This window comes from Micromonospora rhizosphaerae, assembly GCF_900091465.1.
GTDB lineage: Bacteria > Actinomycetota > Actinomycetes > Mycobacteriales > Micromonosporaceae > Micromonospora > Micromonospora rhizosphaerae.
In genome coordinates this window covers 1,700,517-1,714,972 of record NZ_FMHV01000002.1, presented here as the reverse complement: position 1 = coordinate 1,714,972, position 14,456 = coordinate 1,700,517, and the positions used below count along the sequence as shown (strand labels likewise).

Below are 14,456 nucleotides of genomic sequence, written 5' to 3'. Positions count from 1 at the left end.
CTGCTCTCGTTGCGACGGCATCAGCATGACGGTCGAGGCGCCGCCAAGTCAAGAGCGGTGCTCTCGGTTTTGATTGGCGCTCTCAAGCATGGCAGAGTGGGTGCATGGTCGCCCACTCCCTCCGCGCCCGGGTCCGCGCCGGCATGATCGACGAGATCAAGGCCGTGGCCCGCCGCCACCTGGCCACCGACGGCGCCAACCTGTCGCTGCGGGCGGTCGCCCGGGACATGGGCATGGTCTCGTCCGCGATCTACCGCTACTTCTCCAGCCGGGACGACCTGCTCACCGCGCTCATCCTCGAGGCGTACGAGGCGCTGGGCGCGGCGGTGGAGGCGGCCGACGCCGCTCTCGACCGGCGCGACCTGCGCGGACGCTGGCATGCCGCCTGCCGGGCGGCCCGCGCCTGGGCGCTGGCCCACCCGGCCGAGTACGCCCTGCTCTACGGCAGCCCGGTGCCCGGCTACGCGGCCCCCGAGGACACCGTCCGGCCAGCGCAGCGCCCCCCGGTTGTGCTGGTCGGCATCCTGAACGACGGATTGGCCAGCGGCCAGCTCACGCCGCCCGACGACGACCTGCCCGAGCCGGTCCGCGCGGACCTGGCGGAGATCGCCGCCGGCTTCTTCCCCGGCCTGCCCGAGGCGGTGCTGGCCCGCGGCATGGCCGGCTGGACCCAGCTCTTCGGGCTGATCAGCTTCGAGCTCTTCGGCCGGCTCAACCGCTCGGTCCCGCACCGGGACGAGTACTTCGACCACCAGACCGGCCTGATGGCCGACCTGATCGGCCTGCCCTGAACTCAGGTCAACGGGCCGGTTCCTCCGGCACCGCGGGCCGCACCGGGTACGACGGGTCGGGGGTCGGAGCGGGCGGTCCGATCGCGAGCCCCGGCGGGTACGGCGGATCGGGGGTCGGGGCGGATGGCCCGACCAGCCGGGCGGCCCGCCAACCGAGCATCAGCCCCGGCACCGTGGCCAGCGCGGCGAGCGCCACCGCGGTCGAGGCGTACGCCGGACGACCGTAGAGCCACCCGACGAGCGGCAGCCCGGCCAGCACCAGCGTGAGCGCGGCGGCCAGCAACACCTCGGCGGTCCATCGGCCGGACCAGTGCCGCACCCAGTTCGGGACCAGGGCGAGAAACGGCGCGCCGAGCAGCAGGACGACACAGCCGAAGACCGCCGCCACTGTCGGGAGGTCGTCGCTCAGCCAGACCGCAGCCAGCAGCGGCACGGTGACGACCGTGACCGCAGCGAGCAGGGACGGCAGCCAGACACCGTTCCCGACCGCCTGCCCGGCCCGCGCACCCGACACGACGAGCACCAGTTCGGCCAGGGCGAGCGTCAGCAGCACGGCGCGGAGCGGATCGGAGTGGCGGTCCGCGGGTGCGCTCGTGCCGAGCGGCGGTGGGCTGCCGCTGAAGGGGTGGTCGGCCACGGGGGCGCTGGGGAAGCCGATCCGCCGCCAGTCGCCGTCCGGCCCGCGCACGGCGAAGCCGTCCCGGCCGTTCGCGACCAGCACCACGTGCCGGCCACCGCCGACGTCCAGCACGGCCACGTCCTGGCTGGCGATCCGCTCCCCGTTCGGTCCGGCGTCCTGGTACTGCCGGTTCAGGATCGCCCGCTGCTCCTCGGTGACCTCCCAGGCCGGTCGCCAGGTCCGGCCGGCGTCGTCGCTCTCCTCCACCCGGATCCGCCCCGGCACCAGGCGGTAGCAGCGCTGCGGCGTTGCGGCCGAGCAGTTCTGCCGGGCCGGCAAGGAGGGCAGCATGGAGGGCAGCGCGGACGGCGGCGTAACGCCGGGCGACGGCGAGAACGGCGGGTTCAGGACCTGCTCCTCGGCGGGTGTCGGATCCCGCCACGTCTCGCCCCCGTCGTCGCTCACCCGCCAGGCCTCGACGGGCGACACGTTGTCGGCATCCCAACTCGACCCGGTACCGGCGGCCAGCCGGCCGTCGACCACCGTCGCCCGCAGCGCGTCGGGATACCAGATCGGGCTGGTGGCCGCCACGGCGAGCGTCGCCGCCGGCAGCAGCACCAGCAGCCGGACCAGCCGGGCCGACCGGCGCCCCACCGGATCGCGCCGGGCCCGGCGCCAGCTCCACCCGGCCAGGGCCAGGGCCGGCAGGGCGAGCAGGTCGGTCCGGTCGGCCCGGACCAGCGATGGCCCGCTGACCGCGCTCCACGCCGCCGAGGCGGCTGCCGCGGCGTACCCGCTGGTCTTGACCACGGTGAAGCCGACGCCGACCAGACCCAGCCCGAGCCCGACAGCGGCCCGGGCCGGCAGCCGGGGCACGGTCAGCGCGACGAGCGTCGCGACCAGCGGCGGGGCGAGCACCAGGCCGGCGACGTCGCTGAGCTTGCCGGTGAGCCAGCCGGGCTGGGCGGCCTTGAGCACGTGGTCGTTGAGCACCAGCACGACCAGCGCGAGCACCGTGACCGGATGGCCCAGCCAGGCCAGCGCGACGCGGGCGGCATCGGGCCGTCGTTCCGGTCGTTCCATCCGTCCACCGTGGCAGCGGCCGGTCTCGATCCGGCCACGCTCCGGCCTGGATCGGGGCTCAGCTGGCGTCGGAGGAGTGGCCGGGGAAGAGGTGGGCGCTCGGGTCGATGGCCACCGCCGCGTTGTTCACCGCGGTGGCGGCCTCGCCGAAGCCGGTCGCGATCAGCCGGACCTTCCCCGGATATTCGGTGATGTCGCCGGCGGCGAAGACCCGGGGCAGGTTCGTCGCCATCGCGCTGTCGACCACGACGTGCCGGCGGTCCAGCCGCAGCCCCCATTCGGCGAGCGGCCCGAGGTCGGCAGTGAACCCGAGGGCGGCGATCACCGTGTCGACCGGCAGAAGCTCGGCTGTGCCACCCCGGATGGTGATCTCCGCGCCGGTCACCCGATCGTCGCCGTGCAGCCGGGTCACCTCGGCGTTGACCACCACCCGGACCGGCAGACCCAGCACCCGGGAGACGGTCGACGCGTGGGCGCGGAACTTCTCCCGACGGTGCACCAGGGTCACCGAGCGGGCCAGCGGCTGGAGCGTCAGCGCCCAGTCGAAGGCGGAGTCCCCGCCGCCGACGATCAGCACGTCCCGGTCGGCCAGCTCGGCCGGCTGCGGTACGAAGTAGACGATCCCGGTGCCGGCGAAGCTGTCGGCCACCGGCAGCGGCCGGGGCGTGAAGCTGCCCAGCCCACCGGTGATGATCACCGCCCCGCAGCCCAACTGCTGCCCGCCGGCGAGGCCGAGCACCGGCCGCCCGTCGGTGTAGGAGAGCTTCTCCGCCCGGGTGCCGAGCAGGTAATCCGGCGCGAAGGGCGCGGCCTGGGCGACCAGGTTGGCCACCAGATCCCGCCCCTTGATCGTGGGGAGGCCGGCGACGTCGAAGATCAGTTTCTCCGGGTACATCGCGGTGATCTGACCGCCGGGCTCGGGCAGCGCGTCGACGACCGCGACGGAGAGCCCGCGGAACCCGGCGTAGTACGCGGTGAAGAGCCCGGCCGGACCGGCCCCGATCACGGCGACATCGACCTCGCGCATGACGTACCGTCACTTTCGCCTCACGGATCAACGCGTGCTGATGCCGACGGTAGGCGGGCGGGCGACCCCGGGCAAGCATCTCCGACCTGTTCGGACGTGGCGCGGGCCCGGCGTCAGAGCAGGGTGAGCGGGGACTCCGACTGCTGGGGCGCGGCCAGCTCGGGCCGGCGCCGGCGAAAGAGGATCGCCGACACCACCCCGCCGAGCAACCCGAACAGGTGCCCCTGCCAGGAGATGCGCTCGTCGGTGGGGAGGATGCCGAACAACTGCCAGCCGTAGAGCAGGCCGACCAGCAGGACCACCGCGAAGTTCCACCAACTCCGCTCGACGATGCCGCGGGTGAGCAGGATGCCCAGATAGCCGAAGATGACGCCGCTGGCGCCCACCACCACCGAGTTGGGCGAGCCGGTGAACCACACCCCCAGCCCGCTGACCAGAACGATCACCATGGTCGACCAGAGGAACCGGCGGGTGCCGGCGGCGAGCACGAAGGTGCCGAGCAGGATCAGCGGGATGCTGTTGCTGTAGAGGTGGGTGAAGTCGGCGTGCAGGAACGGCGAGAAGATGACGCCGTCCAGCCCCTGGATCCGGTGCGGGATGATGCCGGCGGCCAGGTCGAGGTTGGCGTGCAGCCCGACGTCGAGCGCCTCGATGAGGAAGAGGACCGGCACCACCGCGCACATGGCGACGAAGGCCCGGCCGAGCGAGGCGTAGAACGCCTCGGTGCCGAACCGGTGGGGGTCGTCGCCCGTCGGGCCACTGCGCCAGGTCACTTACTAAGAGCTATCAGCAATCGCGGCCGCCCGCCACTTGTCGTGCCGCGCCACACCGCGACACGACGACGGCGGGGTGTGCATTCCACACACCCCGCCGTCGTCGACGTCAGGTCAGTACCAGCCGCTGCTCTGCGAGTGCTGCCAGGCGCCGCACGGGTCGTCGTACCGGCCCTCGATGTAGCCGAGGCCCCACTTGATCTGGGTGGCCGGGTTGGTCTTCCAGTCGTCGGCGACCGTGGCCATCTTGCTGCCGGGCAGGGCCTGCGGGATCCCGTACGCGCCGGACGAGGCGTTGTAGGCCTTGTGGTTCCAGCCGCTCTCCTTGGTCCAGAGCTTGTCCAGGCACGGGAACTGGTCGATGCCGAAGCCCGCCTCGAGCATCAGCGCGCAGCCGATCTGCCGGTTGCCGCTGTACTCCTCACAGGAGGTGGGGATCGGGCCGTCGTACGGCTTGGTCGCCGCGTCCGCCTCGCGCGCCTTCTTTCGGGACGCCGCGGCGGCCTCGGCCTCGCGGGCCCGCTCGGCGGCCTCCTTCGCCGCCGCGGCGGCCCGCAGCTTCGCCTGGTACTCGGCGGCCCGCTGCTTGGCCGAATCGATGCGGTGGTCGGCCTGCCGATCACGCTGGTACGCGTACTCCGCCTGGTCGACCTCCAGGCCGACCTGCGCGGTCAGGCCCTCCTGCTGAGTCTGTCGGTCTTCGCCCAGGTAGAAGCCGCCGGCAACGCCCAGGGAGAGCAGTGCGACAGCGGCCGTGCGGGCGCCGAACCGGCTCCACAGCCGACTCACGAAGTGGTCCCTTCGTCGGGGGCAAGGACACGACGCCAGGCGTGGCCGTCCGTGGCCGCGCCGCCGCCGTGAGCGCCCCGACCCACGGTCGCAGCCGACGCACTGGCGCTCGCCGATCTTCGTCATCGTGTGACGAAACGACCGTCAACGATCTTGCCGGTGCGTGGGCGCTCGTTGGACACCATTGCGCACAGTGAGGCTGATGGGAAACCAAGAGGCCCTTTTGTGACCTGCGTCACAAAGTGAACACCCGCAAATGCGGACAGAACTGACACGGTTTGGGTGTCAGAGCGGAATATCCTCCAACAGATCCGTCACCATCGCGGCGATGGGTGACCGCTCCGAACGGCTGAGCGTGACGTGGGCGAAGAGGTGATGGCCCTTCAGCGCCTCGATCACCGCGGTCACCCCGTCGTGCCGCCCGACCCGCAGGTTGTCCCGCTGGGCGACGTCGTGGGTGAGCACCACCCGCGACCCCTGGCCGATCCGGGACAGCACGGTGAGCAGTACCCCGCGTTCCAGCGACTGCGCCTCATCGACGATGACGAAGGCGTCGTGCAGGCTCCGGCCCCGGATGTGGGTGAGCGGGAGCACCTCGAGCAGGCCCCGGGAGGTGACCTCCTCCAACACGTTCTCGTGCACCACCGAACCGAGGGTGTCGAAGACCGCCTGGGCCCAGGGCGACATCTTCTCGGACTCCGAGCCGGGAAGGTAGCCGAGCTCCTGACCGCCGACCGCGTAGAGCGGACGGAAGACGATCACCTTCCGGTGCCGGCGGCGCTCCATCACCGCCTCCAGCCCGGCGCAGAGCGCCAGAGCCGACTTGCCGGTGCCCGCGCGCCCGCCGAGCGAGACGATGCCGATGGACTCGTCGAGCAGCAGGTCGAGGGCGATCCGCTGCTCGGCCGAGCGGCCGTGCACACCGAACGCCTCCCGGTCGCCGCGGACCAGTCGTACGGTCTTGTCGGGCAGCACCCGGCCGAGCGCCGAGCCACGGGGCGAGTGCAGCACCAGCCCGGTGTGGCAGGGCAGGCCGGCCGCGTCGTCCAGGTCCACCTTCTCGCCCGCGTAGAGCTGGGCGATCTGCTCCTCACCCAACTCGAGCTCGGCCATCCCGGTCCAGGTGGGATCGCTGGCCTGGCCGTGCCGGTACTCGTCCGCCCGCAGGCCCACCGCGGCCGCCTTCACCCGTAGCGGCATGTCCTTGCTGACCAGGGTGACCTCCCGCCCCTCAGCGGCGAGGTTGAGCGCCACGGAGAGGATCCGGGCGTCGTTCGAATCGGTGCGATAGCCAGGGGGCAGCACTCCGTCGTCGGTGTGGTTGAGCTCCACCCGGAGCGTGCCGCCCAGATCGTTGGCGGGCAGGGGCCGGTCCAGCCGGCCGTGCTTCACCCGCAGCTCGTCGAGCATGCGCAGCGACTGCCGGGCGAACCAGCCGAGTTCGGGGTGGTGCCGCTTGCCCTCCAGCTCGGAGATGACCACGAGGGGCAGCACCACCTCGTGCTCGGCGAAGCGGTGGAACGCCGCAGGATCGGAGAGGAGGACCGACGTGTCCAGGACGAAGGCCTGGCCGCCTGGTCGGGGCTCCTTCGTGCCGGCCGACGCGGCGGCCGCCGTGCGGCGGCTCCGGGTGGTCCGGCGGGTCGTGGAGGTCGCGGCCGGGGTCTGGTCGGTACCGGCGGGGGTACGGCGAGTCGTCACAGGCCTGCTCCGCGGATGGGCACCCGGCCACCCGTGTTCCGCCTCGTCCGGTGCCCGGTGGACACGGGGTCGGATGCGGGCCCCGTGCGCGAGGTCGCAGGTCCGGGCTGTCCGGCTGACCCGGGAAAACCCCGTGCCATGCCTAGACGCTAGTGGCACGGACGCGCCTCGGCTAGTGCCGACTCTGTAGCGATCGACCGGAGCGTCGTCGTAGCCGTCGGCGATCAGGGTGGTGACGTCGAAGAGCGCCGGGTCGAGCACCGGGCCCAGTTGCGCCGCCACCCGGCCGGGATGACGTGCAGGTGTCCGTCGGGGCCGCAGCTCTGCCGGATCACAGCGTTCGCGGTGGCGGGCTCGATTCTCGCCCGGGCCGCAGCCGGAGCCGGTGGCTTCGACGGTGACGCGGTCGCCGGTCAGCAGGGTGAGCGTGGCGGAGGAGGGCGGCGGCGTGGCCGGGGCACCCCAGTGACCCAGATCACTCGGGATGAACTTTCACCCGCCGGTCACGTCCGGAGCACCCGGAAACCTCTCGCTTTCCTCCAAGGAGAATGATGAGATCAGTTCGCAAGATATCGGCGCTGGCACTGCTGGTGCTGGGCGTCTCGGCGGTGGCTCCGGGCGGTTCGCCGGCGTCGGCGCAGCCCCGGGCCGCGAAGCCGGCGACCACACCCGCGGTCGCGTCCGCGAAGCCGGCGACCACACCCGCGGTCGCGTCCAAGCCCCGGACGGTCACTCTGCTCACCGGCGACACCGTCCACGTCAGCACTGTGGACGGCCAGACGGCAGTCGACGTCGTGCCGGGCAAGGGACGGGAACGGATCCCGTTCATCACCCACAGCGCCGGCGAGGACGTGCGGGTCATCCCCGCCGACGCCGTCGGCCTGCTCAACCGGGGCAAGCTCGACGAGCGGCTCTTCGACATCTCGACGCTGGTCGGCTTCGGCTACGACGACAGCCGGGCCACCCTGCCGCTCATCGTCCAGCACGGCAGCGCTGCCCCCGCCCGCATCGCCGGCGGCCGGACCACCCGGGAGCTTCCCGGGGCAAGCGCGGTCGCGGAGAGCCGCGCGGACGCGGTGTCCTTCTGGAACACCATCACGTCCGCCGCGAGTGGCACCGAGCGGCAACTGCGGGCCGGGGTCGACAAGATCTGGCTCGACGGCCTGCGCCACCCCACCCTCGACGTGAGCGTCCCGCTGACCGGCGCGCCGCAGGCCTGGCAGGCCGGCTGGACGGGAACGGGGGTGAAGGTCGGCGTGATCGACACCGGCATCGACCAGACCCACCCCGACCTGGCCGACCGTGTCGCCGCCGCGCAGAACTTCACCTCTGACCCGGACACCCTTGACCGGGTTGGCCACGGCACCCACGTCGCCTCGACCATCGCCGGCACCGCGGCCGCTTCGCAGGGCCGTTACAAGGGCATGGCGCCCGGCGCGACCCTCTACAGCGCCAAGGTCTGCGTCGAATACGGCTGCCCGGAGTCGGCGATCGTGGCCGGCATGACCTGGGTGGCGCAGCAGGGCGTCAAGGTCGCCAACATGAGCCTCGGCGGCCCGGACAGCCCGGAGACCGACCCGATCGAGGCGGCCCTGGCCGACCTCACCCACCGCTACGGCGTGCTCTTCGTCGTCGCCGCGGGCAACAGCGGCGAGGCCGGCGAGTCCACGGTGAGCTCGCCCGGCGACGTGGAGGAGGCGCTGACCGTGGGCGCCGTTACCAAGACGGGCGAGCTGGCCGAGTTCTCGAGCCGGGGACCGCGCACGGCCGACGCCGGCATCAAGCCGGACATCACCGCGCCCGGCGTCGGCATCGTCGCCGCCCGTAGCTCGACCTCCGACCGGTTCCCGTACCCTGAGAATCCGCAGTACACCAGCCTCTCCGGCACCTCGATGGCGACTCCGCACGTGGCCGGCGCGGCGGCGATCCTGGCCCAGCAGCACCCGGACTGGGCGCCTGAGCGGATCAAGTCCACGCTGATGGCGGCCGCGCAGCCGAGCGACGCCATCGGTGTCTACGAGCAGGGCGCGGGCTTCCTCAATGTCGCCCGGGCGATCCAGCAGCCCGTCACGGCGAGCCCGGTCAGTGTCGCCTTCGAACGGACCACCGCTGCGCAGCAGCGCACGGTCACGTACGCGAACAGCGGCTCTTCTGACCTCACCCTCGCTGTCTCCCTCGACGCCAAGGACGCCGACGGCGCCCCGGCGCCGGCCGGCCTGTTCAGCCTCAGCGCCTCCTCGGTGACGGTGCCCGCCGGCGGCACGGCCACCGTGACCGTCAACGTGCAGGCCGGCGGGGACCTGCCCGACCGCTACTTCGGCGGTGAGGTGACCGCCACCGGCGGCGGCGCGCAGGTGCAGACCCCGGTGGCGCTCGACGTCGCTCGCCACGAGCTGGCCCTCAAGCTCGTCGGGCCGGACGGCGGAGCGCCCACGGCCGAGCAGGGCTGGGTGACTGTCCTGCTCGACCTGGACCGGCAGACCATCCTGGTGCTCGGCGACCCCGCGGCCACCAGGTACCGGGTCCGCGCGGGCCGCTACCTGGTCCAGACCTACATGGTGAGCGGCGACCCGCTCCATCCGGACATCACGTCGCTGGTGCGCCCGAGCCTCGACCTCACCACGGACCAGGCGCTCACCATGGACACCCGCCTGGCGAAGGCGATCGCGGTGTCGGTGCCGAACCCGAAGGCCACCGCGGTCTGGCAGGAGTCCGGCTGGACGATCCGGACCGAGCAGCCGCAGATCTGGGGCAGCAACGACCCGTACGCCGTGCTGATGAACGTCCCCTTCGACCGCGTACGGACCGCGCAGATCGGGGCCGGCAAGACGCCCGGCTTCGTCTCCTACGTCCACGGGATGTGGGGCCAGGTGCGCCAGGGCAGCCTGCACAACAGCCCGTACGCCTACCGGGTCTACCTCTACCAGCCGGAGGAGATGATGACGGGGCTGACCCGCAAGCTGGGCGTGGGCGACTTCGCCACGGTCCGCTCCCAGATCAGCGCGGACGTGGCCGGGGTGCCGGTTGCGCGGACCGCGGTCGCGCACGCGCCCGGCAACTCGCCGATCTACCGCGACGAGCGCAACGTCCCGCCCTGGTTCACCTATGACGTGCCGAGCACCATCACCGAGTACTACAACCAGGACAAGCAGGCGGTGTGGCAGTCGACCTCGGCCCAGCCGAGGTACACGTACTACCAGTCGGCGTGGACCAGCTTCCAGCCCGGGCGCACGTACAACGTGAAATGGGCCAACGCGGTGGCCGGGCCGGTCTTCCCGGAGCCGAACTTCGGCCAGCAGTTCGCCACCCGCTACTGGGGCGACAACATCGGCGGGCCGGGGCCGCTGCACGGCGACGGCACCGGGCACATGGGCTTCCGGTTCGCTCGCGGCGGCAGCGTGCAGGTGAACCTCTACCGCAACGGGGTCAAGGTCGGCGACGCGAACCAGACCCCCTGGGTGTGGAACGTGCCTGCGGAGACGGGTGACTACCGGCTGACCGCGACCTTCCGCAGCGACCCGGCGTTCACCCTGTCGACGGTGGTCGACGCGGAGTGGACCTTCAAGTCCGGGCACGTCAGCGACGGTGAACTGGTGAAGCTACCGATGACGGCGATCCGGTACACCCCGGAGCTCAACATCAACAACCGGGCGCCGGCCAACCAGCTGTTCGCGATCCCGGTCTCGCTCGACCGTCAGATCGGGGCGGAGCCGGGCCAGGCCACGAGCTTGACCGTCGAGGCGTCCTTCGACGACGGCAAGACCTGGCAGCAGCTGACCGTGCAGCGGTCCGGCGAGAAGGCGGTCGTCTGGGTGCACAACCCGGCCGGCACCGGCTTCGTCTCGCTGCGCGCCGCCGCGACGGACACCAGCGGTAACACGGTCAAGCAGACCATCATCCGCGCCTACCGCTACTGAGGGTGGGCCCCGGACGCGGCGCCCACCGGCGCCGCGTCCGGGTCACCGGTGCCAGAGCAGCCGGTCGCGGATCCGCCGGGCCAACGGCGAGTCCGTCCCGTCGAGCTCGGCGAGGGCCTCGCTCCACGCCTGCCCGGCCACGGCCGGGTCGCCGTTGGCGGAGTGGAAGTCGCCGATGGAGACCAGCACCTCCGCAGTGTGGTAGCGGGCCCGGGCGCCGCGGAAGGTGTCGATCGCCTGCTGCCAGATCGCCAGCGCGTGCGGCACGTCGTCGATCATCGAGTACGTGTGTGCCAGCCAGGCCTGGCTGGTACCCACCCCGTGCAGGTCGCCGAGGGCCTCGAACTGCCGCCGCGCCTCGGCGAACATGCCCAGCGCCTCGGCGTGCCGGCCGAGCCAGCCCTGTGCCCGCGCGATGGCCAGCAGGGCGTTGGTGGCGCCCCGCACGTCGCCCTCGGCGCGAAAGAGCGCCCGCGCGGCCTCGGCATGCTGGATCGCCTCGTGGTAGCGCCTCTGGTCCAGCCGGATCTCGGCGATGTTGTTCTCCACGTGGCCCTGCTCGGTGCGCCGGCCGAGCCGGTCGAAAAGCGCCCGGGCGTGCTGCAGGTGCGACAGCCCGCGGTCCAGATCGGCCAGGAAATAGCAGGCGCCGGCGAGGCTGCGGTGCAGCAGGGCCTGGGCGGCGCGGTCGTCCCCGGTCGCGGCGAGGCCGGCGCTCACCACTGCCGCCCACTGCTTGAACTGTGCAGTGTCCTGGAAGAAGTTCTGCAGGGCCAATGCGATCTGCCAGGCCGTGCGAGGTCGGCCGCGCTCCTTGGCCCGCGCGACGATGTCGGTCAGCACCCGCTGCTCGACGGCGAACCAGGCCATCGCGTCGGCCCGGCCGGTGAAGCCGCGCCCGGTGACCCCGCGCTCGGACGGCTCCGGCTCCGGCAGCGGCACCTGCGGCTGCAGTGGCAGGTGCGCCGCGTACGCACTGAGCTGGTAATAGTCGTAGACCCGCTCGATGGCAGCGTCCCGCTCGGCCGCGTCGTCGTGCTCCTCCCCGAGCTCCACGGCGTAGGCGCGCAGCAGATCATGCATCCGCCACCGGCCGTCGCCGGGCTGAACCAGCAGCTGCGTCCCGAGCTCGACGAGCAGGCCGCGGGCGGAGCGCAGGGACAGGCCGCCCAGGGCGGCCGCCGCTTCCGTGCTCAGCTCCCCGGCCGGGTGCAGGGGCAGCAGCCGGAAGAGCCGGGCGGCCTCGGGAGTCAGGGCCCGGTAGGACCAGGAGAAGATCGCCTCCAGATCGGCGCGGGCGTCCCCGAAGCCGGCCAGCCGGCCGTCGGCCTCGGCCAGCTCACCAGCGACCGCGGACAGGCTGAGACCGGGCCGGCCGACGGTGCGGGTGGCGACCAGCGCCAGGGCCAGCGGCAGCCGGCCGCACCGCGCGATGATCTCGTCGACGGCGGCCGGGTCGGCGGCCGCCGCGTCGCCGAGCCGGCGGGTGAGCAGCTCGCGGGCCTCGGCGTCGGTCAGCAGGTCGAGGTGCAGCGGGTGGGCGCCCGCCGGGCCGGCCACGCCGGTGATCCGGCGGCGGCTGGTGGCGATGACGAGACTGCCACCGGTGCCGGGCAGCAGGTGCCGGATCTGATCCCAGTCGCGGCAGTTGTCGAGCAGGATCAGCATCCGGCGCTCGGCCAGGATGCTGCGATAGAGGCCGGCCTGGGCGTGCAGCTCGGCCGGGATGGCGGCCGGCGCGGCCCCGAGGGACCACAGGAAGCCGCGCAGCGCCTCCGCCGGTGTCATCACCGACTCGCCGGAGCCGAAACCGCGCAGGTCCGCGTACAACTGCCCGTCGGGGTAACGGGCGGCCAGCCGGTGGGCCAGGTGCACCGCGAGGGTGGTCTTGCCGACGCCGGGCATTCCGTCGATGACCAGCGCGGTGGTCCGTCGGTCTCCGGCCAGCAGCTCTTCCGCGGTGGCCATGACGCCGCGGCGGCCGGTGAAGTAGCGGTGGTCGGCCGGCAACTGCGCCGGCGGCTCGGCCCGGGTCGACTGCGACAACTCCAGCTCGGCTGGCGGCCATAATTCGGCCTCCGCGCCGCTAGGCGGCACTCCGGACCGAATGAAGGCCGGGCGGCCAAACCCGGCCTCCGCGCCGCTAGGCGGCACTCCGGACCGAATGAAGGCCGGGCGACCAAACCCGGCCTCCGCGCGGCTAGGCGGCACTCCGGGCCGAATGAAGGCCGGTCTGACGCCGCGCCGCGACCTGGAGCCGTCGGCCGGGGCGTCGTGGTCGAGCAGGCGGTCCCGGGCCGCGCGCAGCTCGCCGCCCGGCTGGATGCCGAGCTCGTCGGCGAGCCGGTGCTCGATGTCGGCATAAGCCTTGAGGGCCTCGGCCCGCCGGCCGTCCGCGGCGAGCGCGAGCAGCAGCCGCGCCTGCAGTGCCTCGTCCAGCGGCTCGTATTCGGCGGCCAGCCGGATCGCGGGCAGCACCGCGTGGACGCACCCGGCCCGCAAGGCGGCGTCGGCCGCCGCCCGGACGGCCGCAAGCCGCTCGCCGTCGACAGCGACGAACTCCGGATGGGCCCGGCCGCCGGCCTGCAGGCCCGAGGCGCACCGGTCGCGCCACAGCGCCAGCGCCTCCCGGTAGAGCTCGACGGCCGGCTCGCCGGAGCTGCCACCGGCCTCGGCGACCAGGCGCCGGAAACGCAGCAGGTCGAGCGACTCCCCGTCGATCCGCAGCCGGTACTCGGCGCCGTCGCGGATCAGCACCGAGCCCGCTGCCCGCGTCGGCAGTCCCGGCTCGAAGCGCCGCCGGAGCATCCCGACGTGCCGCTGCACCACATTGACCGCGCTGGGCGGGGGGTCGGACTCCCAGAGCAGGTCGACGAGCTCGGCGACGCTGACCGCGCCGCCGGCCCGGGCGAGCAGCAACGCCAGGATCAGCCGCTGCTGCCGGGTGCCCGGGTCGATTTCGGACTGGCCGCGCCAGGCCCGCACCGGGCCGAGAACGGCGAAAGAGAGCGGGCTCGTCATCTTGATGCGATCCATGAAGGGCTGGTTGCCACGATCGCCATAGCATGCCAGGGCCCCGGACGCGCGTTGCGGCAAGGTGAGCTTCGGCTCAGCGGCCGGATCGCCGGCCGGGCGGAGTCGTCCCTGCTCAGGCCGCCTCGAGGCCGGTGCGCAGGGCGCGCAGCGCATAGTGGGTCCGGGACTTCACCGTGCCGATCGGCACTCCCAGCCGGCCCGCGACCTCTTCCGGTGACCGCCCGACCAGGTAGACCTCGGAGAGCAGACTGCGCTGCGCCGGGCTCAGCCGGCCGAGCGCGTGCCGAATGGCGTGCGCCGCCAGCGCGGTGCCGGTGGTGTCGTCACCAGCGGGAATCCAGGTCATGTCGACGAGATGGACCTCGGCCGGGCGGCCCCGCCGCAGCCGAACGCCGTCGATGACGAGCCGCCGGGCGACGGTGTAGAGCCACCGGCGGGCGGCATCGGGCTCGGCCGGCACCGAGTCGAGGTGCCGCCAGGCCCGCAGCATCGTCTCCTGGAGCAGATCCTCGGCGGTCTGCCGCTGCTCGCGGGTCAGCACGAGCAGGAGACGCAGCACGGCACGGGCGTGGTCCGCATGCAGCGCGGTCATGCGCTCGGCCCGGCCGGCCGGTGATCCGTCGGGTGCCCGCAGCACGATATCTCCCCACAGGCAGGAGCAACGGTGACTGAGGCACGAGCCTAGGGACGATCGATGCGAATGGACTGACAGGTAAGTGC

At 72.8% G+C, this 14,456-nt stretch carries 9 protein-coding genes; 2 read left to right on the top strand and 7 right to left on the bottom strand.

From position 1 onward, the window contains the following. Positions 1–104: 104 nt before the first annotated feature. Positions 105–791, top strand: coding sequence for a TetR/AcrR family transcriptional regulator (locus tag GA0070624_RS08350; RefSeq protein ID WP_091338518.1), 687 nt, complete (start codon positions 105–107; stop codon positions 789–791). Positions 792–798: 7 nt separating this feature from the next. Here GA0070624_RS08350 and GA0070624_RS08345 read toward each other — a convergent pair whose 3' ends face one another. From GA0070624_RS08345 to phoH2, 5 genes are all read right to left on the bottom strand, one after another. Further along, complete coding sequence (locus GA0070624_RS08345; RefSeq protein ID WP_091338483.1) at positions 799–2,493, bottom strand: hypothetical protein; 1,695 nt, start codon at positions 2,491–2,493, stop codon at positions 799–801. Positions 2,494–2,551: 58 nt separating this feature from the next. Next, positions 2,552–3,520 carry an NAD(P)/FAD-dependent oxidoreductase gene (locus GA0070624_RS08340; protein ID WP_091338480.1) on the bottom strand — a complete coding sequence of 323 codons (969 nt, stop codon included), beginning with the start codon at positions 3,518–3,520 and terminating at the stop codon, positions 2,552–2,554. Between the two features lie 113 nt (positions 3,521–3,633). Beyond that, positions 3,634–4,293, bottom strand: a complete 660-nt coding sequence (locus tag GA0070624_RS08335) for a rhomboid family intramembrane serine protease (RefSeq protein WP_091338477.1) — start codon at positions 4,291–4,293, stop codon at positions 3,634–3,636. A gap of 114 nt (positions 4,294–4,407) precedes the next feature. Beyond that, positions 4,408–5,082 (bottom strand): aggregation-promoting factor C-terminal-like domain-containing protein, encoded by a 675-nt coding sequence (locus GA0070624_RS08330; protein ID WP_091338474.1) that lies wholly within the window; start codon positions 5,080–5,082, stop codon positions 4,408–4,410. Positions 5,083–5,367: 285 nt separating this feature from the next. Beyond that, entirely contained in the window at positions 5,368–6,783 is a 1,416-nt protein-coding gene (gene phoH2, locus GA0070624_RS08325) for an RNA 5'-3' helicase PhoH2 (protein WP_091338471.1), read from the bottom strand. A 551-nt stretch (positions 6,784–7,334) separates the two neighbouring features. Between phoH2 and GA0070624_RS08320 the strand changes: the two genes are divergently transcribed. Beyond that, on the top strand, positions 7,335–10,700 hold the full coding sequence (locus GA0070624_RS08320; RefSeq protein ID WP_091338467.1) for a S8 family peptidase: 3,366 nt from the start codon (positions 7,335–7,337) through the stop codon (positions 10,698–10,700). A 42-nt stretch (positions 10,701–10,742) separates the two neighbouring features. Here GA0070624_RS08320 and GA0070624_RS08315 read toward each other — a convergent pair whose 3' ends face one another. Together GA0070624_RS08315 and GA0070624_RS08310 are read right to left on the bottom strand one after the other, a co-directional pair. After that, entirely contained in the window at positions 10,743–13,721 is a 2,979-nt protein-coding gene (locus tag GA0070624_RS08315; RefSeq protein ID WP_176731626.1) for an AfsR/SARP family transcriptional regulator, read from the bottom strand. Positions 13,722–13,848: 127 nt separating this feature from the next. Next, positions 13,849–14,373: a sigma-70 family RNA polymerase sigma factor gene (locus tag GA0070624_RS08310; RefSeq protein WP_141714959.1), complete on the bottom strand. Its 525-nt coding sequence runs from the start codon at positions 14,371–14,373 to the stop codon at positions 13,849–13,851. Between the last annotated feature and the right edge of the window lie 83 nt (positions 14,374–14,456).

Bases quoted from the DNA above. Each gene is read 5' to 3' on its own strand.
- GA0070624_RS08320 (WP_091338467.1), top strand. From the start codon at position 7,335: ATGAGATCAGTTCGCAAGATATCGGCGCTGGCACTGCTGGTGCTGGGC.
- GA0070624_RS08315 (WP_176731626.1), bottom strand. From the start codon at position 13,721: ATGACGAGCCCGCTCTCTTTCGCCGTTCTCGGCCCGGTGCGGGCCTGG.
- GA0070624_RS08340 (WP_091338480.1), bottom strand. From the start codon at position 3,520: ATGCGCGAGGTCGATGTCGCCGTGATCGGGGCCGGTCCGGCCGGGCTC.
- GA0070624_RS08345 (WP_091338483.1), bottom strand. From the start codon at position 2,493: ATGGAACGACCGGAACGACGGCCCGATGCCGCCCGCGTCGCGCTGGCC.
- GA0070624_RS08350 (WP_091338518.1), top strand. From the start codon at position 105: ATGGTCGCCCACTCCCTCCGCGCCCGGGTCCGCGCCGGCATGATCGAC.